The following is a 24,319-nucleotide window of genomic DNA, read 5'->3' on the forward strand; positions in this document are numbered from 1 at the left end:
CTCGAGACCTGCCGGATCCAGTTGTCGCGTGCGAGCCCGCTCAGAACGTCGCATTGGTGGACCCGCACCGCCGCGACCCTGTATCGCCTGCTCGGCTGGCAGCGCGGTTGTGCGTCGGCAGCGGCGAGCTGCGCCGTCGCGGTCGGGCCCGAGGCCGGGCGCGTGTCGATGAGCTCGACTCGCAGCGGCCTGCGGAAACTCCATGTGCGTCGGAATTTTCGGCTCGTAGCCCCTCCGGGCCGCGCCGTAAGGGAACGGAGTGGCGTCCGGGCCGCGACGCGACCAGAATGCCGGGATACGTTCCATTGATTTCGGGGGAGACCAGCAGCCATGAATCCGCCAGAAGATCCGCGCCGCCCAGGCCCGGACGACAGCCGACCCAATCCGGGCTACGGCCAGCCCCCGCGCAACCCCGGTGGTCCCGGGCGACCGCCCGGACCACCGCGAAACCCTGATGGTTCCGGGAATCCCGGCGGGCCGGGCGGTGTGGGGAACCTGGGTGCGCCGGGTGGGCCTGGTGGCGCTGGGAATCCCGGCGGGCCAGGTGGTCTCGGGAACCCGGGTGGGCCGGGCAGGCCCGGTGGGCCGGGCAGTGGCCCTGGTGCGACAGGTGGTCCCACCAATCCCCCCGGGCCTGGCCGTTCCGGAAACCCGGGCGGCGGTGAAGGATTCGGCGGTAAGCCTGGTGCTCCGAACCGACCGGGCGGTGGCCCTGGCGTCGACTCGGGGCGGCCGCCGATGTCGCCGCATTCGTCCGACGGCAGAGACCCTCAGCAGGAGCAGACACTGCGCGCACCCCGCCGCGACGATCGCACCCCGCCGCCGGGTCCTGGCGGACCGGGTGAGCAAGCGCCGCCGCGTGATTCGGGGAGTGGGGTGGATTCGGGACCGCCGCAATCCGGTGCGCCCGGCCGGTATCGGGAGGACCGTCCACTGCCGCCGCGTGGGCCGGGTGGTTCCGGGGGACCGGGCGAGCCCTGGCCGAATGCTGGTGGTCCCGGGGAACACCCGCAGCCGCCGCACGGTGGTCCGGGGGAGCGACGGGGGCAGCCGCGGCCGAATTCCGGTGCGCCGGGTGGGTTTCGGGATGCGCGGCCGGGTGGGCCGGATTCGGGGGCGTATCCGCCGCCGTCCGGGCCGTTTCGGGATGGGGTGCCGCCGCGGCCGGTTGATCCACCGTCGAGTCCGGGGATGCCCGCGTTTCACGAGGAGCGGGGGATGCCGCCCGTGCAGCGGGAGGCGGCGGACCAGCCGGTGGCCGCGGTGGGGTCGCAGCCGTTGGACCGCAAGAACGTGTTGATCGCGGTAGGCGTGTACGCGCTGAATGTGGTGGTGGCCTTCCTGTGGGCCTACGACCTGTTCGGCAAGGTCTTCGACCTCATTCACAACAAGTGCGCGGCCAAGCGGGATTTCACGGTGGAGTGCGAGGTGATTCCGCCGTCGAATTCGGCGCTGTGGGGATTGCTGATCGCCGGTGGCGGAATGACGCTCGCGCTGGTGTGCGCCCTGGTGCTCGCCGCGGCGGCCGCGGTCACTCGGCGCAATGCGTGGATCTGGCCCGCTATCGCGTTGCCTATCGTCGTGATCGCGGGTGCCGCCGGGCATTTCCTGGTGAACAGCGCCATCGGGGGCTAGCCGCGACGGTTGACACCCCCGCCGCCGGGGCATTCCCGGAGCATGGCGGAGTGGTACTGGCATCCGCCCAGAAGCGGCGTGGATCTTGTTGTGGCCGTGCTGCTCTACGCGGGCGCGTGCTCCCTGGGCTGGATCGGGATCGAGACCGTCTCGCTGTACGAGGTGGCCGTGCGCGAGTCGGGCGACACCCGCTATCTGCCGCTCGCGTATGCCGTCGCGTGGATGGGAATCGTGGTGTCGCTCATGGTCGTGGCGCTGTGGATGGCGCGGGCCTGGCGCTGGCGGCAGCGGCTGTGGTCGATCGCGCTGGTGGCCTATCCCCTGATCGCCGGAGCGTGGGTGCTCGGCTTCCTCGTCGCCGTCGCCTCGGGATAGTCAGCGCACTGTCAGTGGACTGTCAGCACGCCCCGGCATTGTCGTTTCCAGAGCAAGCGCAAGGCCCCGAAACACCGGGACAACCTGCGAAAACGCAATGGAAGGACACACTCTCATGTCGGATATCGCCCTGTCGGATTTCGTCGCCGCCACCGCCACCACGTTCAATATCCCGGGCGTCTCGGTCGCCGTATTCGCCGACGGCCGTGAGATTTTCGCCGCGCACGGCGTCACCAGCGTCGACAATCCGGTGCCGGTCGACGAGCACACCCTGTTCGCCATCGGCTCGGTCACCAAGACCGTCACGGCCACCGCCATCATGCGCCTGGCCGCCGAAGGCAAGATCGACCTGGAGGCCCCGGTGCGCCGGTACGTCCCCGAACTGACCCTGCGCGACGAGCGCATCGCCGCGCAGATCACCGTCCGCCACCTGCTCAACCACACCTCCGGCCTGGACTGGGGCATGATCAACGAAACCGGCGAGGGCGACGACGGTCTGGCCGAGTACGTGGCCACCCTCTCCGAGCTGGCGCTCATCGGCGAACCCGGCGAGCGCGCCTCCTACAGCCAGGGCGGGTTCAACCTGCTCGGCCACATCATCGAGAAGGTCACCGGCCAGACCTACGAAAAAGCCGTGTCCACACTGATTTTCGAGCCGGTCGGCCTGACCGACAGCCTGTTCGGGGCGAACGAGATCCTCACCCGCCGCTTCGCCGTCGGGCACGAGATCGACGCGGACGGCGGTTTGTCCGTGGTCACCAAGTGGAAGGGCACCCGCGCCAACAACCCCGGCGGCGGCCTGGGTTCGTCGGCCGCCGACGGATTGCGCTGGGCGCGTTTCCATCTCGGCGACGGCCGTACCGACAGCGGTGCGACCGTGCTCCCCACCGAGGTCCTGCACCGCATGCGGGAGCAGACCGTCGAACTGCGCGGCAGCTCGCTCGGCGACGGCTTCGGCCTGGGCTGGTTCCTGCGCGAGATCGACGGCGCGCACGCCTTCGGTCACGGCGGCTCCAGCTTCGGCCAGTTCGCGGAGCTGCTCATCGTGCCCGAGCGCAACTTCGCCGTCTTCGTGGCCTCCAACGCGAATCCCGATGGCATTCCCTGCAATCAGGCCATTGTGCGCTGGGCCCTGGAGCACTACGCGGGCCTGATCGACCGCGATCCGGAGCCGCTGCCCTATGACGCCCAGCGCGCCCAGGAAGTGGTGGGGCACTACGAGAACGAGATCATGAATCTCGATATTGTGACCGACGGTGCGGAACTCACCCTCGAGGTGGTGATCAAGCCGGAGATCCGGGCGGCCTCGGACGAGGCCATGCCCGCCGACCACCTCCCGTTCGTCTTCGGCCTGCTGCCGGGCGACGGTGACGAGTACATGATCACCGCCGGAGCCTTCGCCGGACAGCGCGGCTTCTTCAGCCGCGACGAGAACGGCGCGGTGACCGGTGTCGACCTCGCCGGACGACTGTTCGCTCGGGTCTCGTAATCCTCACGCCGTGACCGGCTGGCCGAACTCGGCCAGCCGGTTCAGTGCGTCCGCCCGGGGAGTTCGCGCGCCACGCTGGTATGCGGCACGGAAGCTGTTCTCGCCCAATCGTTTCGTGAGTTCCTCGGTGAGCTGGCGCAACTCCGGCTCGCCCGCGTCGAAGACACCGCGCACCACCTCGCTCAACCCCAGCGCGACGGCGGCGCCCTCCGGATCGTCCTCCAACAGCAGTAGCCTCGCGATCAGCTCCGCGGCGCGGGCGATCGGCTCGGCTTCCCCGATGGCGAACGCGCCCCGCACGGTGTGCGGCAACAACTCCCGGGCGCGGACCGCCTCACCCGCCGCGATCCGATTCGCCATACGGGCGGCGGTGATCTGATCCCTGGCGATCTGCTCGGGGTAGAGCAGCCGGTGTACGCGCTCTTCCAGCTGATCGAGGGTGCCCTCGGCGGCGTCCACATCGCCCGCCCGCCGCTGCGATTCGGCCACACTGAAGAGAATCACCGCGCCCATGCGGCCGTAGCCGCGCTCGCGCGCCTGGCGCTGGGTGACCGCGATATCCCGTGCGGCACTGGCGAGATCACCGGCACGCATGCGCTCGGCGGCCAGGCGGGCGCGGCTGGTGAAGATATCGTCCTCCATGCCCAGCTCGGCGGCGACGGCGACGCAGCGCTCGAAAGTGGCGGTGGCGCGGTCGTATTCGCCGCGCAGTGAGTGGTCGCGCCCAATGACGAGCAGGGCGATACCCATACCCCAGCGATCGCCCGTCGCCTCGAACTCGCGCAGCGCCGCGAGCCGGTCCGCCGCACCGGAGCGCAGATCCCCGCTCTCGGTGAGCGCGTAGTCCCGCGCCCAGTGCGCACTCGCCCGCACCCAGGGATCGGGATGTTCCAGCGCACGCAGCAGTTCGCGTTCGCCCAGGTCGGGATTCCCGGTGCCGTAGGCCAACATGGGTATCCACAGCGGCAGCGCTGGATGGAAATCCATTGCTTCCACCGCGACGACCTCCTCGATCAGCGCGCGCGGCGACTGGGCGTCGGCGGTGTCGGGGTTCCCGCCGCCCGACATCAACCGCACCACCTGGAACGCGGCGCGGGTGGCGGCCGGCAGCGCGGCACCGAAGTTCAGCGCCGCCGACAGGTAGGTGTCGAACGCGGTGCTCATACCGCGCATACCCCAGTACCAGAACAGCGCGCGGACGAAGCGCGCGGTGAGTTCCGCGTCGCCGGTGTCCACGGCGTGGCGCAGCGCGACGACCATATTCTCGTGGTCGGCGTCGAAAACGGCGATGGCATCGAGTTGTTCGCGGGTGCGCAGGGCCGGTTCGTGCGTCTGCGCGAGTGCCACGAAGTAGTCGGCGAAGCGCTCGGTGAAGTCGTCACCCGAGCGCGCGAGTCGCTCCGCGGCGAAGGCGCGAATGGTCTCCAGCATGCGATAACGCGGCTGCTCGGCCTCGGAGACCTGGACGATGGACTTCTCGACCAACGCGTCGAGTACGTACGGAACGTCGGCGGCCGGTAGGGAGCCATCGGAGCAAATCGATTCCAGCGCATCGATATTCGCGCCGCCGGGGAACATCGCCAACCTGCGCGCGAGTACCCGTTCGGGCTCCTCGAGCAGATCCCAACTCCATTCGACCAGGGCGTGCAGTGTGCGCTGGCGGGGGAGTGCGGTGCGGCTGCCCGTGGTGAGCAGGCGGAAGCGGTCATCGAGGCGGCGGGCGATCTGCTCCACGCCCATGGCGCGAAGTTTGGCGGCGGCCAGCTCCAAGGCCAAAGGAATGCCGTCCAATTGGCGACAGATCTCGACCACCGGGGTGACGGTGCGCGCGTCGAGGACGAAGTCGGGTCGGATATCGCGAGCGCGGTCCAGAAACAGCTGTACCGCAGGGGATTCCGCCGCTTCCGCCGGTTCCGGCACACCGTGCGGGAGGGCGAGCGGTCCGAGCTGGAAGAGGCTCTCGCCCGTCATCGCGAGGGGTTCGCGACTGGTGGCGAGTATGCGCAGCGACGGCAGCCGGTCGAGCAGCCGATCCGCCAGGGTGGCGGCGGCCTCGATGAGGTGTTCGCAATTGTCGAGGACGAGCAGTCCCGCGCCGACGTCGAGTTTGCCGACGAGCCGGTCGAGCGGTGTGGCGCTCGGATCGTAGGTGCCGCCCGCCGATTGGAGGTCACGCCCGTCGAGGGCTCGAGAAACCATGTCCACCAAGTGGTCTGGAGAATCCACCGAGGCGAGCGGAACGAACCACACGCGTCCGCGCCGGAAGGTGGGGTCGTGGGTGACGGCCTCCAGTGACAGTCGTGTCTTCCCCGCACCGCCCGGGCCGACGATCGTGGTGAGCCGCGAGGCTTTCAGCGCCTCCGCGAGCCGCGCGAGCTCACCGTCTCGCCCGAGGAAGCTCGTCAATTGCCCGGGCAGCCGATTCAGCACGGGTTCGGGCCGCGCCGCGGTCTGCTCCAATTCGCCGCGCAGCAATGCCAAATGAGTCTCCCGCAATTCGGCCGAGGGGTCGATACCCAGCTCGTCGCCCAGGCGCTCCCGCATCCGCTCGTAGACGGCGAGTGCGTCGGACTGCCGCCCCGCCGCGGCCAGCGCCCGCATGCGCAGCGCCGCCAGCCGCTCGCTCAAAGGGTGCTCGCCCCCGGCGGCTTCGAGATCACTCAGCACATCGGCATGCCGCCCCGCCCGAATCTCGGCGTCGAACAGATCCTCCGTGACAGCGAGGCGCAGATCGTCGAACCGCGCGGCGGCGGCCTGCGCGAACGGCGCGTCCAGCACATCGGCCAACGCCGCACCCCGCCACAGCCCCAGCGCCGCCGCCAGTGTCGCGGCCGCCGCCTCGTACCGCTCCTCCGCCAACTCGCGCCGCCCCCGCCCCGCCAGCTCCTCGAACCGCCGCGCGTCCACCTCCACCTTCGGCAGCCGATAACCCCCGGCCGTCAGCTCGACCGTCCCCACCCCGGACAACGCCTTCCGAAGCCGAGAAACAATGGCCTGCAACGCATTCCCGGACGGCGGCTCGTCGCCCCACAACCCGTCGATCAACCCCTCGACCGACACCGCCCGCCCCGCCTCCAAGGCCAGCCGCGCCACCAACATCCGCGACCGCACTCCACCCACGTCGATCGGTGTCCCCTCATTCGAGAGAACCAGAACCGATCCCAGCACACTGACCCGCACGGTCCGAGTTTCGCAGAAGATCCGAGACCGCGAGATTAAGCAACTTGCGTTGACTATCCGATTTTTGTCAACTACGGTTGCTCGCATGGCTGACGACGAGATACCCAGTCCACGCGACCCGGCCGATCACCTGGCGGCGGTGGCGGCGCTGCGGCGCTTGGCGGATCAGTTGGAGGATGCCGCGGTCGAGCAGGCGATTCGGTCGGGGTGGGGATGGCCTCAGGTGGCCGAGGCGCTGGGCGTGACGCGCCAAGCCGTCCACAAGAAGCACGCCAAACGGCTCATCGCGGCCGGTGTCACGCTCAGGAGGCGTCAATGAGCAACTTCGACAAGTACTTCCACGCGGTCCTCACCCGGGCCGCCGAACAAGCGCAGGCCGCCGGATCGACGACCATCGAGGCACAGCATCTGCTGTTGGCGATGGCCGTGCGGCCCGAACCCGAGACCGATCGAGTCTTGGCGGCGGTCGGACTCGACTACGAGGCCATTCGTGCGGCGCTGGACCGGGAGTTCGAGCAGAGCCTGCTCGCGGCCGGGATCTCCCGCACCGATTTCGCCCTTCCCGCGGCCAGTCCCGGGGTCGAGCGACCGAAACAGCTCGGCGCATCGGCCAAACTCGCGGTCGAGCGCTCCTTCACCGCCGTGGCCAAGAAGGATGCGCGGCCCGCGCATCTGCTGCTGGGCATCCTGCGGGCCGAGGTGGGCACGGTTCCCCGCGCGCTCGCCCTGGCCGGTGTCGATGCGGCCGCGTTGCGCGACCGCGTGCAGCGCGCCCTGGAGGGCGAACGATGAACAACACCGAAGTGGTCCTCGAGGTCGAGGGCCTTCGTATGCGCTACGGCTCCGCCGATGTCCTACACGATGTCACCTTCCGGGCCTATCGCGGTGAGGTGCTGTGTCTGCTCGGTCCCAACGGTGCGGGCAAGACCACCACCGTCGAAATCTTGGAGGGCTTCCGCATGCGGTCGGCGGGCCGCGTCGAGGTGCTCGGCACCGATCCGGCGCACGGCGGCGAGGATTGGCGGGCACGGGTGGGGATCGTGCTGCAGTCCTGGCGCGATCACGGCAAATGGCGCGTCCGTGAACTGCTGGAGCACCTCGGCGCCTACTATGCCGCCTACTCCACCGAAACGGTCGAACGGCCTTGGGACGCCGCGGCACTGGTGGCGGCGGTCGGCTTGACCGAGCAGGCGAACCACAAGGTCAAGATGCTGTCCGGTGGGCAACGCCGCCGACTGGATGTGGCGATCGGGCTGGTCGGCCGCCCCGAACTGGTCTTCCTCGACGAACCGACCGCCGGGCTGGACCCGGTGGCCCGGCGTGGCTTCCACGAACTCGTCGAGGGCCTCGCGGCCGCGGGCGCCACCACCATCCTGCTCACCACCCACGATCTGGCCGAGGCCGAGAAACTCGCCGACCGCATACTCGTGCTCGACGAAGGCCGTATCGTCGCCGACGGCACCGCCGCCGAACTCGCCCGACAGATCACGGGCACCGACGAGGTGCGCTGGGACCGTGGCGGACGCAGCTTCCTGGAGTCGACCCCGGATGCCACCGGGTTCACCCGCGAACTCTTCGAGCGCTATGGGCGCGAGATCGAGAACCTCGAGGTCCGCCGGGCTTCGCTGGAAGACACCTATCTGTCCCTGGTGCGGCGGGCCGAAACCGCCACCGACACAGCCGAATCGAAGCAGGTGGCCTGATGAATCCCACCGCGATGGCCTGGCGCGTGGGTTGGTCGCGCGGACTGGTCGAACTGCGACAGTCCTTCACCAACGCGGAGGAGCTGATCAGCCACTTCCTCTGGCCCGCCCTGATGGTCGGCACCCTGTTCTTTCTGCGAGACACCTCCTTCGCCGACACCGGTTTCCTGCTCGGCGTTCTGGTGCTGCCGAGCATTCTCGGCATGAACGCCGCCATGTCCATGGTCAGCATGAGTCAGCAGCTCACCGCCGACCGCGAGGACGGAACCCTGTTGCGCGCCAAGGCGACACCGCACGGCATGGTGGGCTACCTGGTCGGCAAGATCGTCTCGGTATCCGGTGGCCTGCTGGCCGATCTCGCGATCTTCCTCATCCCCGCCCTGTTCATCATCTCCGGTCTCGCGATCGGTGATATCGGCTCCTGGCTGACCCTCGCCTGGGTCCTCGCACTGGGCCTGGTCGCGACCCTGCCCCTCGGCGCCGTCCTGGGTTCGGTCTTCACCAGCACGCGCAGCCAGGGTCTGCTCACACTGCCGATCCTGGGCGTGATCGCGATATCGGGAATCTTCTATCCCATTACGGCACTTCCGGAATGGGTGCAATGGATCGCCCAGCTGTTCCCCATCTACTGGCTCGGCCTCGGCACCCGTTCGGCGCTGCTGCCCGACGGCGCGGTGACCGTGGAGATCGGCGACTCCTGGCGGCACTTGGAAACCATTGGCGTACTTGGCCTCTGGGCCGTAGCGGGCCTGCTGGTCGCGCCGATGGTGCTGCGCCGCATGGCTCGACGCGAATCCGGTTCGAGCGTCGCCGCCCGCCGCGAGAAGGCGCTGCGGCGAGTCTGACCGGTGACGAGGCCATTGCCGATCCTCTGCGCCGCGGCACCCCGAAGGTGCCGCGGCATGCGGTCACTCGCCGAAGACGGCGTTGACGAGCCGACCCAGGGCCTCCTGGAATGGTGCGGACAGGGACAGGGCGGCGTCGTCCACGTAGTTGATGGTGGCGGTGAGGGTTTTGGCGCCGTCCGGGGTGCTGAACATGAGGGCGGCGTGACCGGCGGCTCCGCCGTTGTGGGTGATGATGGTGTCACCGGCAGGTGTCTTCTGGACGAATACGCCCAGGCCGTAGCCGACTTTGCCTTCGGGAGTGCACATTTCGGCCAGGAGCGGGGCGGGCAGGAGTTTGCCGCTGAGCAGTGCGGTGAGGAAGATGTGCAGGTCCTTGCTGGTCGAGATCATGTCGCCGCCGCTGGAGATCCAGGAGGGGTTGTGTGCGGTGACGTCGACGATCTGTTCCTGGCCGTCCACCTCGTAGCGGTAGTAGCCGTGCGCGTGTGGTTGGGGCACCTCGGACTGCGTGGTCGGGGCCACGGTGCCGGTCAGGCCCAGTGGTCCGAGAACGAGGCGCTGCATCTCGTCGGCGTAGGTGCGGCCGGTGACCTTCTCGATCAGTAGCCGGGCGATGACGTAGTTGGTGTTGGAGTAGCTCCAGTCGGCGCCCGGCTCGAACCGCGCGGGCTTGGACAGCGCCAGCCGCACCAGCTCCTCCGGCAGGTAGGTCTTGAAGCGGTTGTCCACCCACTCCTTGCCCGCGATGGTGGAGGCGATGCCCGGGACCACCGTGCCGTCCTCGAAGTACTCACCGGTGAAGTTGAAGATCCCGCTGGTGTGCTGCAACAGCATTCGCACCGTGACGCGCGGATCGATCTCGAACTCGGGCAGGTACTCCACCACCGCGGTATCCAACTCGATCCTGCCCTCGGCCACCAACTGGAGCACCAGGGTGGCGGTGAAGGTCTTGGTATTGCTGCCGATCCGGACATGCCCGTCGACCGGCGGCTTCGCGGTCCCGTCCAGCTGTGCGAGCCCGGCGCTGCCGACCCATTCGCCGAACTCGTCGTTGACCCGCAAGGTCAGTCCCGTGAAGCCGGTGTCGACGATCTCCTCGATGAGCTGTTGCAGGTCGGTGGTCCGGGTGCTGTGCGCTGTGCTGTTCATGTGGACTACTGTCGCGAGCCCACCTGACACCGCCCTGACGCCGACCTGATACGCCCACTGACGCCGTTCACAGCCGCTCGTAGATCGTGGCGTTGGCCAAACCGCCTGCCTCGCACATGGTCTGCAGGCCCCAGCGGGCGCCGTGTTCGTGCAGGGCGTGGACGAGGGTGGTGGCGAGGCGGCTGCCGGAGGCGCCGAGGGGGTGGCCGAGGGCGATCGCGCCGCCGTTGACGTTGACCTTGTCGAGGTCGGCTCCGGTGTCGTGGGCCCAGGCCAGGACCACCGAGGAGAAGGCTTCGTTCACTTCGAACAGGTCGATGTCGGAGAGGTGCAGGCCGCTGCGGGACAGGACTTTTCGGGTGGCGGGGATGACGGCGGTGAGCATGAGCAGAGGGTCGTCACCGGCTACCGCGAAGCTGTGCAGGCGGGCCAGGGGACGCAGGCCGAGTGCGGCGGCGCGCTCGCTGGTCATGATGAGGACCGCGGAGCTGCCGTCGTTGATCTGGCTGGCATTGGCGGCGGTGATGTTCCAGCCGATCTCGGGGAAGCGGGCCGCCATGTCGTCGCTGTAGTAGGCGGGGCGCAGCCCGGCGAGAGTGTCGAGGGTGCTGCCCACCCGGATGCCCTCGTCGGCGGTCAGGCCGTGCAGGGGCGCCAGCTGGGATTCGAAGGAGCCGTTCTTCGTTGCCGCGGCGGCCTTTTCGTGGCTGGCGAGGGCGAATTCGTCGAGCTGGGCGCGGGACAGGCCCCAGCGGGCGGCGATCAGTTCGGCGCTGATGCCCTGCGGGACCAAGCCATGGGGGTAGCGTTCGGCGAAGCCCACGCCGGAGATGTCCTCGGCCCCGATGAGGTTGGCGCCCATGGGAACTCGGCTCATGGATTCGATGCCGCCCGCCACCACCACGTCGTAGGCCCCGGCGATGACACCCTGCGCGGCGAAGTGAATGGCCTGCTGGCTGCTGCCGCACTGGCGGTCCACGGTGGTGGCGGGCACCGACTCCGGATATCCGGCGGCAAGGGCCGCGCGGCGGGTGAGGTTGGAGCCCTGTTCGCCGACGGCGGTGACCACGCCGCCGATCACATCGTCGATGAGCTCCGGGTCGATTCCGCTGCGCGACACCACTTCCCGCAGCGAATGCGCGAACAGGTCGACCGGGTGGGTGCCGTGCAACGCGCCCGTGGCCTTGCCCTTGCCGATGGGGGTGCGGACGGCTTCGACGATCACTGCGTCTCTCATGGCGATTCCTTCCGAGTGCCGCGATGCGGCTGACTAAGTCGCTCTAAAGCCAGAGTAGAGGCTGGCAATAGTGCACGCAAGGCAGCCCTGTTATGATGAGCGTCATGCCGTTCGTCTTGGAAGGACCGCTGCGCGATCTGAGCGCATGGAAGCCCGAGGACTGCTCCATCGCCAAAGCCCTCGATATCGTCGGCACCCGCTCGGCGATCCTCATCCTGCGCGAGGCGTACTACGGCACCCGCCGCTTCGACGGCTTCGCCGCCCGGGTCGGCATCACCGATGCGGCGGCGTCGAGCGCACTGCGCAAACTCACCGACGCGGGCCTCCTCGAGAAGCGCCCGTACCAGGAAGAGGGCAAACGCACCCGGCACGAATACGTCCCGACCCGAATGGGCTTGGACCTCATGCCGGTGGTCGTGGCGCTGTGGCAGTGGGGTGACACCTACCTCCAGGACGGCATCCCACCGCTGGAACGCGTCGAGGACGCCACCGGCGAACCCGTCCGCGTCGAACTCCGCAGCGCCTCGGGCAACGAGGTGCCGCCGGAACACCTTCGGGTCCGCGTCAGCGACGCCTACCGGCGCAAGAAGCGCGCCGAACTCAGTTGAGCCGCCGCCCGTCCTCGGGAGCGAAGAAGTACACGTGCTCGGGATCGGTGTTCAGGGTGAGCCGTGTGCCCTTGGCGGGCGGGTTGCGCCAATCCGCCCGCGCCACAATGGTTTCCTGCCCGCTCTTGTCGAGCGCGCGCCCGTAGACGTAGGCGTCCGAGCCGAGCTCCTCCACCACGTCCACCTCCATGGTGATGCCCGTGGCCTCCTTGCTCAGCGCGGTGGCGGCCCCGATCTCGAAGTGCTCGGGCCGAATACCCACCACCACGGTCCCGGTGGACGCGTCGCTGACGGTGCGCGGCAGCTGGAGCCGGTAACCGCCGAGGTACACCGCCCCCGACTCGACCGGCAGCGTGAACAGGTTCATGGCGGGCGAGCCCATGAAGCCCGCGACGAACAGATTGGCCGGATCGCGGTACAGGTCGCGCGGTGAGGCGCACTGCTGGAGCAGGCCGTCCTTGAGCACCGCCACCCGGTCGCCCATGGTCATGGCCTCGACCTGGTCGTGGGTGACGTACACGGTGGTGGTGCCGAGGCGGCGCTGCAACTGTGCGATCTGGGTGCGGGTCTGCACGCGCAGTTTGGCGTCCAGGTTCGACAGCGGCTCATCCATCAGGAACACCTGCGGCTGCCGGACGATGGCGCGGCCCATGGCCACTCGCTGGCGCTGACCGCCGGAGAGCGCCTTGGGCTTGCGGTTCAGGTACGGCTCCAGATCGAGCAGTTTGGCCGCCTCCAGCACCCGCTGTTCGCGCTCCTGCTTGGACACCTTCGCCATCTTGAGCGCGAAGCCCATGTTCTCCGCGACGCTCATATGCGGGTAGAGCGCGTAGTTCTGGAACACCATGGCGATATCGCGTTCCTTGGGCTCGGCATGGGTGACATCCCGATCGCCGATCAGAATCCGCCCCGCGCTGACCTCCTCCAGCCCGGCGAGCATGCGCAGCGAGGTGGATTTGCCGCAGCCGGACGGCCCGACCAGTACCAGGAACTCGCCATCGGCGATCTCGAGATTCAACTGGTCGACAGCGGGTTTGGTGCCGCCCGGGTAGAGCCGGGACGCGCGCTCGAAGGTGACCGTAGCCATGGTGAATGAATCCCTTCACCGGCAGGAACGTGCCGGACGATCCGTAGTAGAGGGGTTGGCGCACCGATCGTAGACGCTCACGCACCCGGCCGCGCCTCGTGTTCGATGCCCTCGTGCTCGGCCCCCTTGCGGAAGCGCAGCAGGCGCAGGGCATTGGCGACCACCAGCAGCGTCGAACCCTCGTGGATGAAGACCGCCGGGCCGATGGGCAGGCCAATCAGCGTGGCGGGCACGAGTCCGGCGACGATCACGAGCGCCACGGTGAGGTTCTGCCGAATGATGGCGGCGGTGCGGCGGCTCAGCGCCACCGCGAAGGGCAGGCGGCCGATATCGTCGGTCATCAGCGCCACATCGGCGGTCTCCAGGGCGACGGCGGAACCGCTGGCGCCCATGGCGATTCCGACCGAGGAGTTCACCATGGCGGGCGCGTCGTTCACGCCGTCGCCGACCATGGCGGTGCCGCCGCGCGCCCGCAGCCGCCCGATCATGTCGACCTTGTCCTCGGGCAGCAGCCCGCCGTGCGCGGCATCGAGTCCGAGCCCGTCGGCCACCGCGTCGGCGACGCGCTGGTTGTCGCCGGAGATCACCACCAGATCGGTGATGCCCAGGGCCCGAAGCTTTTCCATGACCGCCGCCGCCTCGGCGCGCGGGGTGTCCATGACGCCGACCACGCCCAGGTAGACGCCGCCGCGCCGCACGATCATGGTGGTGCGCCCGGCGGTGTGCAGCCGCTCCACCAGCGCGGTGATCTCGGCGGGCACCCCGTCGGATTCGAGCTCCGCGAACATGGTCAAATTGCCGACCTCGGTCTCGCTGCCGTCGACCAGCGCCGTCACCCCGCGCCCGGTCACCGAATTCACCTGCGTGGCAGCGGCTTCCGCACCGGCGGGCACCAGGGCCGCGAGATCGCGGGTGATCGCCGTGGCCAGGGGATGGTCACTGAAGGACTCCACCGCGAACAGGGTGGTGACGAGCTGATCGCGCAGATCGGGGCGCACCGGCTCGATATCGGTCACCCGGGGCTGACCCCAGGTGAGCGTTCCGGTCTTGTCGAAGGCCATGGAGCGCACCCGCCCCAGCGATTCCAGCGGGCCGCCGCCCTTGGCGAGCACACCGGCCTGCGCGGCCCGCGCCACCCCGGCCAGCACCGCACTGGGTGTGGCGATGGCCAGCGCACAGGGGCTCGCGGCCACCAGCACCACCATGGCGCGATAGAAGCTGTCGGTGAACGCCTCGGTGAGAACGAAGGTGCCGTAGAGGATCACCGCCGCGACGCCGACCAGCACGACGGGTACGTACACCACCTGGAAGCGGTCGATGAACCGCTGCGTGGGTGACTTCTGCGTCTCGGCGTCGCGCACCATGGCGATCACGCGGGCGAGCGTGCTGTCGGCCGCGCGATCGGTGACCATGACCTCCAGGACGCCGGAGCCGTTGAGCGTGCCCGCGAACACGCGCTGCGATTCGTTCGGCGTCACACGGCTTTTCAGTAGCGCGCCCGGATCGTCCACGGCCCGCTTCTCCACCGGAATGCTCTCCCCGGTGACCGCGGATTCGTCGACGGCGCTCACGCCCGCGACCACGATCCCGTCCGCGCTCAGGCGCGAATTGGGCCGCACCACGATCACATCGCCGATCTCGAGCTCGTCCACGGAGATCTCGACCACGCCGTCCGGCCGCCGCACCAGCGCGGTCCGGGGCGCGAGTTCACCCAGTGCCGCAATGGATTTGCGCGCCCGGCCCATGGCGTACTCCTCGAGCGCGTGCCCGAGGCTGAACAGGAACAGCAGTACCGAGCCCTCGGCCCATTTGCCGATCGCCGCCGCGCCGACCGCCGCCACCAGCATGAGGAAGTCCACCTCGAACCGTCCGCGCCGCACCGAGTCGATCGCGGTGCGCACGGTGAAGAATCCGCCGAGGAGATAGGTGGCCACGAAGAGCCCGGTCGACACCCGCGCCGGGCTGTCGAGCAGGTACTCCGCCACCATGCCGCCCGCGTAGGTCGCGCCCGAGGCGATGGCAAAGGCCATCTCCATGCGTGGCCCGCCCAGGCCGTGTCCGTGTTCGTGGCCGTCGTCCGTCCGGTCGGTGGCCGTGCGCCGATCGTTCGTCTTGGTGCTCATATCGCCACCATAGCATCAACACATGCGAATGTATGCATGTATCTTTCCGGTGCGCGAAGACGGTCTGTTCGGCGCGCTCACCGTGGGATCGGTAGCCTCGGAAATCGGCACAGGTATTCCATTCCGCGACGAGGAGAGCCACGTGAGCCGACCGGTGCGTATCGGAGTCCAACTGCAACCGCAGCACGCCCCCAAGTACGACCTCGTGCGCGATGCCGTTCGCCGCGCCGAGGACGCGGGCGTGGACATCGTCTTCAACTGGGACCACTTCTATCCGCTCTACGGCGACCCCGAGGGCGCGCACTTCGAGTGTTGGACCATGCTCGGCGCCATCGCCGAACAGACCGAGCGGGTGGAGCTCGGCGCGCTGGTCACCGGCGGCGGCTATCGCAATCCCGATCTGCTCGCCGATATGGCCCGCACCGTGGACCACATCAGCGGCGGCCGCCTGATTCTCGGTATCGGCGCGGGCTGGTTCGAGAAGGACTACGACCAGTACGGCTACGAATTCGGCACCGCCGGAACGCGTCTGAACCTGCTGAAGGAGTCCATGGCCCGCATCGCCGACCGGCTGGCCAAGCTGAATCCGCAGCCGGTCCGCGATATCCCCATCCTCATCGGCGGCGGTGGCGAGAAGAAGACGCTGCGCCTGGTCGCCCAGTACGCCGATATCTGGCACAGCTTCGCCGACCTCGACGCGCTGAGCCACAAGTCGGGGATTCTGGCCGAGCACTGCGCGGCCGTCGGCACCGATGCCGCCAAGATCGAGAAGTCGGTGAGCTGGCCGGGTCCGGACAAGGCCGCCGAATTCGTGGCGGCCGGGGCCACCCTGTTCACGGTGGGCACCGGCGGTCCCGACTACGACCTGAGCGGGGTCGAGGAGGCCATTCGCTGGCGCGATTCCTTCAATCCGGAGTCGGTCGCGGGCCTGGCCTGACCGATCCACCGCCCTCGGCGGACCGTCGGCGGGGCGCGCCGTTGCGATCGGGCTGACCGCAACGCTCGCCCTGCGCAACGCCCCTACTAGGGTGCTTTGTCATGGTTTGCTTGCGCACGCCCACACATCGGCGCCCTCGACGTCGACCTCGCCTTCTCGCGGTCGCGGGAGTGTTGCTGGTCACACTCGTGGGCACGGTCGCCCTGGGGGCGGGGCCGAGCGCCGCCGCGCCGGAGAACGACCTCTGCTCGCCACCCGGGCTGTCGGCGGCCACCGCGCTACCCCCCAATCTGGCGACGGCGCAGCAGAGCGCGGCCTCGGACAAGTACACGACGGCCAGCACCGAGCCGCTCGACAAGATCGATGTGAACCGGCTCGGGCTCATCACCCCGGGCAAGATCAGTGTCGGCACCCTCTCCGACGCCCCGCCGAGTATCTGCGTCAACTCCCAGGGCGCGTTCACCGGTTTCGACAACGAACTGCTGAAGGCCGTCGCCGCCAAGCTCGGCCTCCAGATCGAGTTCACCGGAACCGAATTCGCGGGCCTGCTGGCGCAGACCGCCAACGGCCGCTTCGATGTCGGCTCCTCGAATATCACCACCACCGACGCCCGCCGCCAGCTCGTCGGCTTCACCAACGGCTACGACTTCGGCTACTTCTCGCTGGTGGTGCCGACCAACAGCACCGTGAAGGCCTTCGGCGACCTGAACAATCGGACCCGCGTCGGCGTGGTGCAGGGCACGGTGCAGGACGAGTACGTCACCAACGAACTGCATCTGGATCCGGTGAAGTTCCCGGACTACAACACCGCCTACGCCAATCTGAAGTCCGGGCAGATCGATGCCTGGGTGGCCCCGTCGGCCCAGGCCGTGGGCGCCATCAAGCCCGGTGACGCCACCACCATCGCGCAGAACACCTTCAGCCTCAACAACTTCGCGGCCTGGGCGGTGCGCAAGGACAACGCGCCGCTCATCAACGCGCTCAACTCCGGCCTGGACGCGGTGATCGCGGACGGCACCTACGCCAAACTCTACGAGGACTGGGTGCCGCGCGAGCTGCCGCCGGGCTGGAAGCCGGGCTCCAAGGCCGCGCCGCTGCCGCAGCTGCCCGACTTCGCCACCATCGCCGCCCAGAACGAGGCGAACAAGGGCGAACAGGCCGCGGTGCAGCCCAAATCGACGCTGCGACAGCTGAAGGACACCTTCTTCGACTGGTCGTTGTACAAGCAGGCGTTCCCGGACCTGATCAAGACCGGTCTGCCGAATACCCTGATCCTGGCGGTGGTTTCGGGCGTGCTCGGCACGGTGATCGGCATGCTGCTCGCCGTGGCCGGAATCTCGCGCACCCGCTGGCTGCGCTGGCCCGCCCGGGTCTACACCGATATCTTCCGCGGTCTGCCCGCCGTGGTGATCATTCTGCTCATCGGCCTCGGCATCGGCCCGGTGGTCAAGAACATCACCGGCAACAATCCGTACTGGCTGGGCGCGGTGGCGCTGGCGCTGCTGGCCTCGGCCTATATCGGTGAGATCTTCCGCTCCGGCATCCAGTCGGTGGAGCCCGGGCAGCTCGAGGCCGCGCGCGCCATCGGCTTCGGCTACCGCCAGGCCATGACGCTGGTCGTCATTCCCCAGGGTGTGCGCCGGGTGCTGCCCGCGCTGATGAACCAGTTCATCGCGCTCATCAAGGACTCCTCGCTCATCTACTTCCTGGGTCTGCTCGCCTCGCAGCGGGAGCTGTTCGCGGTGGGCCGAGATCTCAACGCGCAGACCGGAAATCTCTCGCCGCTGGTGGCGGCGGGCCTGGTGTACCTGGTGCTGACCGTGCCGCTCACCCACCTGGTGAACTACATCGACCGGCGGCTGCGCACCGGCCGCACCGAGGAGCCGATCGACAAGGTCGAGCAGGCCGTGATCACGGAAGGGCGTGGGGCATGAGCGCCTCGTTGACCGGTACCGATCTGCATCTGACGCTGGGCAATACGCATATTCTGCGTGGCGTCGACATTCATGTGGACGCGGGCAAGACCACCACCGTCATCGGCCCGTCCGGCTCGGGCAAGTCCACGCTGCTGCGGGTGCTCAATCGCCTGCACGAGCCGGACAAGGGCGACATCCTCCTGAACGGCAAGTCGGTGCTCACCCAGAACCCCGACAAGCTGCGCCAGCAGATCGGCATGGTGTTCCAGCACTTCAACCTGTTCCCGCACAAGACGGTCGCGGAGAACATCGAGCTGGGACCGCGCAAACTGCACGGGCTGTCCAAGGAGCAGGCCCGCACCCTCGCCCTGGAACAGCTCGAGCAGGTCGGGCTGGCCGGGAAGGCCGATGCGCGCCCGGGCAATCTCTCCGGCGGACAGCAGCAGCGCGTGGCCATCGCGCGGGCGCTGGCCATGAAGCCGCAGCTCATGTTCTTCGACGAGGCGACCTCGGCGCTGGACCCGGAGCTGGTGAAGGGCGTGCTGGCGCTCATGGCCGAGCTGGCCCGGGGCGGTATGTCCATGATCGTGGTGACCCACGAAATGGGTTTCGCCCGTTCGGTTTCCGATCGGGTGGTGTTCATGGATCACGGGCAGGTCGTCGAAACCGGTACGCCGGACGCGCTCTTCGACAATGCGGAGACCCCGCGCCTGCGGCAGTTCCTCTCCCAGGTGCTCTAGCCGCCGAGGGGCGACCGCATCCCCTCGGCAAACTTAGGGCTACCTAATTGGTCGGCTGTTCACCTTCTGGTCTCTTCCGGCTCTTCTGGCGTGGTTACGGTGCGCCCGACAGACCGAACCCGGGAGCATGCAGTGTTGAAACCCCTCGCCCTTTTCGTGAAGCACGACGGAGCGTCCTCGCGCGCCTCCGTCACCTGCCAGTACAAGTGCGGCAATGCGTGCGCCCACGAGGTGCCCAACAAGTCCGCCGGTGAGTACTTCGGCGATATCGTCGCGTCCATGTCCCGGCGGCGCATGCTCCAGGGCAGCGCGGCGGTGGTGCTGGCCACCGGTGCGGCCGGAGCGCTGGCGGCCTGCGGTGACGACACCGCCGATGGCGCCGAGGCCGCTCCCGGCACCGGCGTCGGCACCGACTTCCAGCCCATCGCGCCCAACAAGGAAGACGCGGTGGTGATTCCGGAGGGCTACGAGCAGAGCGTGGTCATTCGCTGGGGCGACCCGGTGCTGCCCGACGCGCCCCAGTTCGACTTCCACAAGCAGAGCGCGGCCGCCCAGGCCAAGCAGTTCGGCTACAACAACGACTTCTCGGCGCTGCTGCCCATCGACGGGCAGCGCGACAGCTACCTGCTGCTGGCCAATCACGAGTACACCACCGGTCCGTTCATGTTCCCGGACTACAACCCCGAGGCTCCCACCAAGGAACAGGTCGAGACCGAGTGGGCCGCACACGGTTTGAGCGTGGTCGAGGTCAAGGGCGAATCCGGTTCGGGCAAGCTCACCCCGGTGCTGGGCAAGTACAACCGCCGCATCACCGCCACCACCGAATTCCAGCTCACCGGCCCCGCCGCCGGTAGCGCGCTGGTGAAGACCTCCACCGACCCGTTCGGCCTGAAGGTCGCGGGCACGCTCAACAACTGCTCCGGCGGCGTAACCCCGTGGGGCACCATCCTTTCCGGCGAGGAGAACTTCAACCAGTACTTCACCGGCGTGCTGGCCGATCCGGTCGCGCAGGAGCGCGGCAAGCGCTACGGCCTCGGGCATCCCGGTGCCGGACAAGGCGATGCGCCCCGCCACTGGGAGCGCTACGACAAGCGCTTCGACGTGGTGCAGGAGCCCAACGAGTCCAACCGCTTCGGCTGGATCGTGGAGGTCGATCCGTGGGATCCCGCCTCCACCCCCGTGAAGCACACCGCCATGGGCCGGTTCAAGCACGAATCCGCGAACATTCACGTCACCTCCGACGGCACCGTGGTCGCCTACTCCGGCGACGACGAGCGGTTCGAGTACATGTACAAGTTCGTGTCCGCCAAGAAGATTCAGCAGGGCGATACGGCGGCCGCGCGCAAGGCCAATATGACCATTCTCGACGAGGGCACGCTCTATGTCGCGAAACTGTCCGGGGATCACCCGGATCAGGTCGACGGCACCGGAAAGCTGGCCTCGGACAAGGGATTCACCGGCTCCGGGCAGTGGATTCCGATTCTGGAGACCGGCGCGGACGGCAAGGGCAAGTCGCTGGTCGACGGTATGAGCGCCGAAGAGGTCGCGGTCTTCACCCGCCTCGCGGGCGACAAGGTCGGCGCGACCAAGATGGACCGCCCCGAGGATTTCGAGCCGAATCCCAAGACCGGCAAGGTCTATGTGGCGCTGACCAACAACAGCAATCGCGGCACCGAGGGCAAAGCCGGTGCGGACGAGGCGAATCCGCGCAACAAGAACAAGAACGGTCAGGTCCTCGAGCTGGTCGACGACCACAAGGGCACCGCGTTCACCTGGTCGCTGCTGCTGGTCTGCGGCGATCCCGCCGCGGCCGACACCTACTTCTCCGGCTTCGACAAGACCAAGGTCAGCCCGATCTCCTGCCCCGACAATGTGGCCTTCGATCCGCACGGCAACCTGTGGATCTCCACCGACGGCAATGCGCTGAAGTCCAATGACGGACTCTTCTCCGTGGTGCTGGAGGGCGAACGGCGCGGGGAGACCAAGCAATTCCTCACCGTGCCGGTCGGCGCGGAGACCTGTGGACCGGTCGTCACAGACAAGCGCGTGCTGGTGAGCGTGCAGCACCCGGGCGAGGTCGACGGGGCCTCGGTCGACAAGCCCGCCTCGCACTGGCCCGACGGCGGCGCCGCGCAGCCGCGCCCCTCGGTGGTCGTGGTGTGGAAGAAGGACGGCGGGGCGATCGGCGTCTAGCGGTGGCGGGCGGGCCGACGGCGGTCCGCCCTATCCGCTGCCCGAGCTGCCGGATCCGCTGCCGCTGAACGGCATTCGCGCGAAGGACGCGAGATCGCCCTGAGCGCCGCTGTACACGTTCACATCGGTGCCGCCGGGGATGCCCGGAATGCTGCCGGAATCGGTGTACTGCCAGAAGGTCCAGGCAGGCCAGCCGCCCGGCACCTCGGGCTGGTCGTTGCCGCGATAGTCCGCGATCCACAGGGGGTATCGCGTGAACTCGTTGGTGTCTGCCATGGCATTGCGCCAGAAGTTCACGCCGGTGTAGATGATCGGCGCTCGCCCCGTCATGGCCTCGACGGTGTTCAGATACCGGTGCGTCCAGTCGATGAGCGCGGCGGGCGGCAGTCCGCCGGAGTCCTCGAGGTCGAGGACGGGCGGCAGGTCCAGCGGGCCGTTCTGGCCGAGCACCATGGTGGAGTAGAAGATGGCCTGCGGTTCGGGCGGCAGCGCCGGGCGCGCGAAATGGTATGTGCCCCTGGCTACTCCGGCGATGCGCATATTCAGGCTGTCCGGCACGAAGTAGGGATTGATGTAGTTCAGCCCCTCGGTGGCCTTGACCATGGCGAAGGGGTGTCCCGACGCGCGCACGGCGAACCAGTTGATCCCGCTGCCGCCCGGATGCTGCCAGGAGGAGACGTCCGGACCCTCCTCGGCCGCGGCGGCGCCGGTAGCCGAGAGGATGCCGATAGTGGCTAGTGCGGAGCCGATGAGGTATTTGCGACGAGCCTTGGACGGGTGGTTCAGGCGTCGGTACATGCCATTCGAGGGTAGAGGTCATGTGACGTACCTCATGGAACCTCGACTGTGGTGTTCGCTACGAAGTCGCCGAAAGGTGCTCAACCCAGCCAGTCGAGCACCGAGGCCGCCGTCCACGACTGTTGCATACTGCCCAGCGCCTCCCCGGTGAACGGTTCGTAGTACTCCGCGAAGGTGCCGTCGCTGGCCTGGCGCAGGCCCTCCGCGCGCAGCATGAAGGAGCGCTCGGCCCAGCCGCGCCGCGCGAAGACCCAGGAGAACAGCCAGCTCATCACCGGCCACACCGGCCCGCGCCAGTACTCGCGCGGCCGAAAGTCCTTGGCCACCGGCGAGGTCGAGGGCGGCAGGGCGTAGCGCAGATCCGGGTGGCCGCAGTAGCGCGGACCCTCGAACAGGCGCAGCAGCCGCCGTTCGGCATCGCGGGTCAGTCCGCCGCACAGTAGGGGCGCGAAGACCGCGAGGGTCTCGGTCTCGATCCACCGGTCGGCCCGCACATCGAAATCCTTGGCCACCCCGCTGCGCGCGTCCGTGGTGGCGATGACACCGGCCCGGAAGTAGTCCGCCCATTCGTAGAGTTCGCGCACATCGGCATTGGGCAGACGGTGCTCCTCGCCGATATTGGCCAGCACCTCGCAGGCCAGCGCGAAAATGGCGGTGACGAACACGTCCTCCACCGCGAAGCTCATGGTCGAGGCGAGTTGGTAGTCGTCGTAGCTGGCGCGGCGCATCTGCTCGACGAGCCACATGTAGCGGTCGTATTCGCGATCGGAGGGCCGCTGCGACGGATCGCCCACCACTTGCAGGTCCGCGCGTTCGTACGACGGCAGATCACCGGGAATCACGTTCTGGTACGCGCGGTCCCAGCGCGGCGAATTGTCCATCCCGGATTCCCACCCGTGATAGATGGTGATGCGGCCGTGCTGTTTCAGGTCGCGGGCGTAGGCCAGCCAGCGGTGCCAGCGCATGAGATCGGGCCAGCGCCGGTGCAGGAAGTCCTCGGCCACCGCGCGGGTGCTGCGGCCGTGGCGGCGGGAGTGGTCCAGAATCCGCTGCACCGCGATGGCGTGCACGGGCGGCTGGGTGATGCCCGAGGTATCCGGGCCGTCGGGCGCGTCGGCGGCGAGTCTGCGACATTCCCAGCGGGCCGGGCCCGGGAAGTATCCGTCCACGCCGTTGGCGAAGACGATGTGCGGAATCATGCCGTTGCGCCACTGGGCCGACAGCAGCGTGTCGAGTTCGACCACGGCCCGCTCCACACTCAGCGGGGCCAGGCCGACCGCCACGAAGGCGGCATCCCAGCTCCACATGTGTGGATACAGCTTCGGCGCGGCGGTGGTCATGGTGCCCAGGTCGTTGCCGCGCAGCAGATAGGCGGCGCGGGCCGCGAGCTGGGTGGGCGTGAAACCCGGGTGTGTCATCGCCCTATTCTGCGACGGCACCGGCAGGTATGCGCGATGGGAGGCTGCTTCGGCGATGTGATCCGGAGCGGGATCCGGTTCGGAGGATTGCACCCTTGTTGGCCTTTTTCGGTTCAGCGGGACACGTCCACACAGGCATCGGAATCATCGGCTCGCGTCCAGCCCCGTTACGGTGGACGCATGGCAACCACCCGACCGACAGCCTTGATCACCGGTGCCAGCCGTGGGCTCGGTGCCGCCATCGCCCGCGAACTCGCGCCCACCCATCAGCTGCTGCTGGGCGCTCGCGGCGAGCGCTCGCTCGAATCGATTCTCGGTGAGCTGCCCGAGGCGACCGCGTTTCCGGTGGAGCTGACCGACTACGAGGCGGTGGCCCGTGCGACGGAATCCATCGAGCGTGTGGACGTACTCGTCCACAATGCCGGGGTCGCCGACCTGGGCACCATAGCCGATTCCTCGGTGGCGCAGTGGCGGAACACCTTGGAAGCCAACCTGATCGCGGTCGCGGAGCTGACCCGCCAGCTGTTGCCCGCCCTGCGCGCCGCCAACGGCCATGTGGTGCTGATCAATTCGGGTGCGGGCCTGCGTGCCAACGCCGGATGGGCCTCGTACGCGGCCAGCAAATTCGGCCTGCGCGCGTTCGCCGACGCCCTGCGACTGGAGGAAACGGCCCTGCGCGTGACCTCCGTGCACCCCGGCCGCATCGACACCGAGATGCAGCAGGAACTGATCGCCAACGAGGGCCGCGATTACGATCCGCGCGAATTCCTGAAGGCGTCGACGGTGGCGCGAGCGGTGCGCAATGCCATCGAAACCCCGCGCGACGCCCACCCCACCGAGATCGTCCTGCGCCCGATCCCCCGCTGAACTCCCCCGGACCGGG

20 protein-coding genes are annotated in these 24,319 nt (G+C 68.4%); 13 read left to right on the forward strand and 7 right to left on the reverse strand.

The annotated features are described in order from the left end of the window. The first annotated feature begins 1,218 nt into the window (after positions 1–1,218). The 3 genes from ACIBH2_RS30455 (at position 1,219) to ACIBH2_RS30465 (ending at position 3,499) form a co-directional block, all read left to right on the forward strand. Positions 1,219–1,635 (forward strand): hypothetical protein, encoded by a 417-nt coding sequence (locus tag ACIBH2_RS30455; RefSeq protein ID WP_397123722.1) that lies wholly within the window; start codon positions 1,219–1,221, stop codon positions 1,633–1,635. A 78-nt stretch (positions 1,636–1,713) separates the two neighbouring features. After that, on the forward strand, positions 1,714–2,010 hold the full coding sequence (locus tag ACIBH2_RS30460; RefSeq protein WP_397123724.1) for a hypothetical protein: 297 nt from the start codon (positions 1,714–1,716) through the stop codon (positions 2,008–2,010). 115 nt (positions 2,011–2,125) lie between these two features. Beyond that, entirely contained in the window at positions 2,126–3,499 is a 1,374-nt protein-coding gene (locus tag ACIBH2_RS30465; protein WP_397123726.1) for a serine hydrolase domain-containing protein, read from the forward strand. Positions 3,500–3,502: 3 nt separating this feature from the next. Here ACIBH2_RS30465 and ACIBH2_RS30470 read toward each other — a convergent pair whose 3' ends face one another. Then, positions 3,503–6,610, reverse strand: a complete 3,108-nt coding sequence (locus ACIBH2_RS30470; protein WP_397123728.1) for a BTAD domain-containing putative transcriptional regulator — start codon at positions 6,608–6,610, stop codon at positions 3,503–3,505. 154 nt (positions 6,611–6,764) lie between these two features. Between ACIBH2_RS30470 and ACIBH2_RS30475 the strand changes: the two genes are divergently transcribed. The 4 genes from ACIBH2_RS30475 to ACIBH2_RS30490 are packed head-to-tail and all read left to right on the forward strand — an operon-like array spanning position 6,765 to position 9,227. Then, positions 6,765–6,998: a hypothetical protein gene (locus tag ACIBH2_RS30475; protein WP_397123731.1), complete on the forward strand. Its 234-nt coding sequence runs from the start codon at positions 6,765–6,767 to the stop codon at positions 6,996–6,998. Next, entirely contained in the window at positions 6,995–7,471 is a 477-nt protein-coding gene (locus tag ACIBH2_RS30480) for a Clp protease N-terminal domain-containing protein (RefSeq protein ID WP_397123733.1), read from the forward strand. Before ACIBH2_RS30475 ends, ACIBH2_RS30480 begins: the two co-directional genes overlap by 4 nt. Continuing rightward, positions 7,468–8,382 (forward strand): ABC transporter ATP-binding protein, encoded by a 915-nt coding sequence (locus ACIBH2_RS30485; RefSeq protein ID WP_397123736.1) that lies wholly within the window; start codon positions 7,468–7,470, stop codon positions 8,380–8,382. The genes ACIBH2_RS30480 and ACIBH2_RS30485 overlap by 4 nt, the downstream gene beginning before the upstream one ends. Further along, the gene (locus ACIBH2_RS30490) at positions 8,382–9,227 is read left to right on the forward strand and encodes an ABC transporter permease (protein ID WP_397123738.1); all 846 of its coding nucleotides are present in this window, start codon (positions 8,382–8,384) and stop codon (positions 9,225–9,227) included. Before ACIBH2_RS30485 ends, ACIBH2_RS30490 begins: the two co-directional genes overlap by 1 nt. A gap of 63 nt (positions 9,228–9,290) precedes the next feature. Here the strand turns inward: ACIBH2_RS30490 and ACIBH2_RS30495 are convergent, their stop codons facing one another. Together ACIBH2_RS30495 and ACIBH2_RS30500 are read right to left on the reverse strand one after the other, a co-directional pair. Further along, entirely contained in the window at positions 9,291–10,379 is a 1,089-nt protein-coding gene (locus ACIBH2_RS30495; RefSeq protein ID WP_397123741.1) for a serine hydrolase domain-containing protein, read from the reverse strand. 67 nt (positions 10,380–10,446) lie between these two features. After that, a complete protein-coding gene (locus ACIBH2_RS30500; RefSeq protein WP_397123743.1) occupies positions 10,447–11,616 on the reverse strand; it encodes a thiolase family protein in 1,170 nt (389 codons plus the stop codon). 104 nt (positions 11,617–11,720) lie between these two features. Between ACIBH2_RS30500 and ACIBH2_RS30505 the strand changes: the two genes are divergently transcribed. After that, complete coding sequence (locus ACIBH2_RS30505) at positions 11,721–12,224, forward strand: winged helix-turn-helix transcriptional regulator (RefSeq protein ID WP_397123745.1); 504 nt, start codon at positions 11,721–11,723, stop codon at positions 12,222–12,224. Here the strand turns inward: ACIBH2_RS30505 and ACIBH2_RS30510 are convergent. Next, the gene (locus ACIBH2_RS30510; protein ID WP_397123747.1) at positions 12,217–13,311 is read right to left on the reverse strand and encodes an ABC transporter ATP-binding protein; all 1,095 of its coding nucleotides are present in this window, start codon (positions 13,309–13,311) and stop codon (positions 12,217–12,219) included. The genes ACIBH2_RS30505 and ACIBH2_RS30510 overlap by 8 nt on opposite strands. 77 nt (positions 13,312–13,388) lie before the next feature. Then, positions 13,389–15,434, reverse strand: a complete 2,046-nt coding sequence (locus ACIBH2_RS30515) for a heavy metal translocating P-type ATPase (RefSeq protein WP_397123749.1) — start codon at positions 15,432–15,434, stop codon at positions 13,389–13,391. 142 nt (positions 15,435–15,576) lie between these two features. Here ACIBH2_RS30515 and ACIBH2_RS30520 point away from each other — a divergent pair, with 142 nt between their 5' ends. The 4 genes from ACIBH2_RS30520 (at position 15,577) to ACIBH2_RS30535 (ending at position 21,220) form a co-directional block, all read left to right on the forward strand. After that, a complete protein-coding gene (locus ACIBH2_RS30520) occupies positions 15,577–16,371 on the forward strand; it encodes an LLM class F420-dependent oxidoreductase (RefSeq protein WP_397124283.1) in 795 nt (264 codons plus the stop codon). Between the two features lie 110 nt (positions 16,372–16,481). Further along, on the forward strand, positions 16,482–18,305 hold the full coding sequence (locus ACIBH2_RS30525) for an ABC transporter substrate-binding protein/permease (protein WP_397124284.1): 1,824 nt from the start codon (positions 16,482–16,484) through the stop codon (positions 18,303–18,305). Then, the gene (locus tag ACIBH2_RS30530; RefSeq protein WP_397123752.1) at positions 18,302–19,027 is read left to right on the forward strand and encodes an amino acid ABC transporter ATP-binding protein; all 726 of its coding nucleotides are present in this window, start codon (positions 18,302–18,304) and stop codon (positions 19,025–19,027) included. Before ACIBH2_RS30525 ends, ACIBH2_RS30530 begins: the two co-directional genes overlap by 4 nt. A 135-nt stretch (positions 19,028–19,162) precedes the next feature. Then, the gene (locus ACIBH2_RS30535; protein ID WP_397124285.1) at positions 19,163–21,220 is read left to right on the forward strand and encodes a PhoX family protein; all 2,058 of its coding nucleotides are present in this window, start codon (positions 19,163–19,165) and stop codon (positions 21,218–21,220) included. Between the two features lie 30 nt (positions 21,221–21,250). Here ACIBH2_RS30535 and ACIBH2_RS30540 read toward each other — a convergent pair whose 3' ends face one another. Together ACIBH2_RS30540 and ACIBH2_RS30545 are read right to left on the reverse strand one after the other, a co-directional pair. Then, positions 21,251–22,018 (reverse strand): glycoside hydrolase family 25 protein, encoded by a 768-nt coding sequence (locus ACIBH2_RS30540; RefSeq protein ID WP_397123754.1) that lies wholly within the window; start codon positions 22,016–22,018, stop codon positions 21,251–21,253. A gap of 80 nt (positions 22,019–22,098) precedes the next feature. Then, entirely contained in the window at positions 22,099–23,436 is a 1,338-nt protein-coding gene (locus tag ACIBH2_RS30545; RefSeq protein ID WP_397123755.1) for an MGH1-like glycoside hydrolase domain-containing protein, read from the reverse strand. 180 nt (positions 23,437–23,616) lie between these two features. Here ACIBH2_RS30545 and ACIBH2_RS30550 point away from each other — a divergent pair, with 180 nt between their 5' ends. Then, on the forward strand, positions 23,617–24,303 hold the full coding sequence (locus ACIBH2_RS30550; protein ID WP_397123756.1) for an SDR family oxidoreductase: 687 nt from the start codon (positions 23,617–23,619) through the stop codon (positions 24,301–24,303). The last annotated feature ends 16 nt before the right edge of the window (positions 24,304–24,319 follow it).

The organism is Nocardia sp. NPDC050406 (assembly GCF_044459025.1).
Classification (GTDB): Bacteria; Actinomycetota; Actinomycetes; order Mycobacteriales; family Mycobacteriaceae; genus Nocardia.

Excerpts from the sequence above, each read along its gene's own strand:
- ACIBH2_RS30540 (WP_397123754.1), bottom strand. The coding sequence starts at position 22,018 with ATGTACCGACGCCTGAACCACCCGTCCAAGGCTCGTCGCAAATACCTC.
- ACIBH2_RS30490 (WP_397123738.1), top strand. The coding sequence starts at position 8,382 with ATGAATCCCACCGCGATGGCCTGGCGCGTGGGTTGGTCGCGCGGACTG.
- ACIBH2_RS30480 (WP_397123733.1), top strand. The coding sequence starts at position 6,995 with ATGAGCAACTTCGACAAGTACTTCCACGCGGTCCTCACCCGGGCCGCC.
- ACIBH2_RS30530 (WP_397123752.1), top strand. The coding sequence starts at position 18,302 with ATGAGCGCCTCGTTGACCGGTACCGATCTGCATCTGACGCTGGGCAAT.
- ACIBH2_RS30500 (WP_397123743.1), bottom strand. The coding sequence starts at position 11,616 with ATGAGAGACGCAGTGATCGTCGAAGCCGTCCGCACCCCCATCGGCAAG.
- ACIBH2_RS30475 (WP_397123731.1), top strand. The coding sequence starts at position 6,765 with ATGGCTGACGACGAGATACCCAGTCCACGCGACCCGGCCGATCACCTG.
- ACIBH2_RS30505 (WP_397123745.1), top strand. The coding sequence starts at position 11,721 with ATGCCGTTCGTCTTGGAAGGACCGCTGCGCGATCTGAGCGCATGGAAG.
- ACIBH2_RS30550 (WP_397123756.1), top strand. The coding sequence starts at position 23,617 with ATGGCAACCACCCGACCGACAGCCTTGATCACCGGTGCCAGCCGTGGG.
- ACIBH2_RS30485 (WP_397123736.1), top strand. The coding sequence starts at position 7,468 with ATGAACAACACCGAAGTGGTCCTCGAGGTCGAGGGCCTTCGTATGCGC.
- ACIBH2_RS30495 (WP_397123741.1), bottom strand. The coding sequence starts at position 10,379 with ATGAACAGCACAGCGCACAGCACCCGGACCACCGACCTGCAACAGCTC.
- ACIBH2_RS30545 (WP_397123755.1), bottom strand. The coding sequence starts at position 23,436 with ATGACACACCCGGGTTTCACGCCCACCCAGCTCGCGGCCCGCGCCGCC.
- ACIBH2_RS30515 (WP_397123749.1), bottom strand. The coding sequence starts at position 15,434 with ATGAGCACCAAGACGAACGATCGGCGCACGGCCACCGACCGGACGGAC.
- ACIBH2_RS30455 (WP_397123722.1), top strand. The coding sequence starts at position 1,219 with ATGCCGCCCGTGCAGCGGGAGGCGGCGGACCAGCCGGTGGCCGCGGTG.
- ACIBH2_RS30465 (WP_397123726.1), top strand. The coding sequence starts at position 2,126 with ATGTCGGATATCGCCCTGTCGGATTTCGTCGCCGCCACCGCCACCACG.
- ACIBH2_RS30510 (WP_397123747.1), bottom strand. The coding sequence starts at position 13,311 with ATGGCTACGGTCACCTTCGAGCGCGCGTCCCGGCTCTACCCGGGCGGC.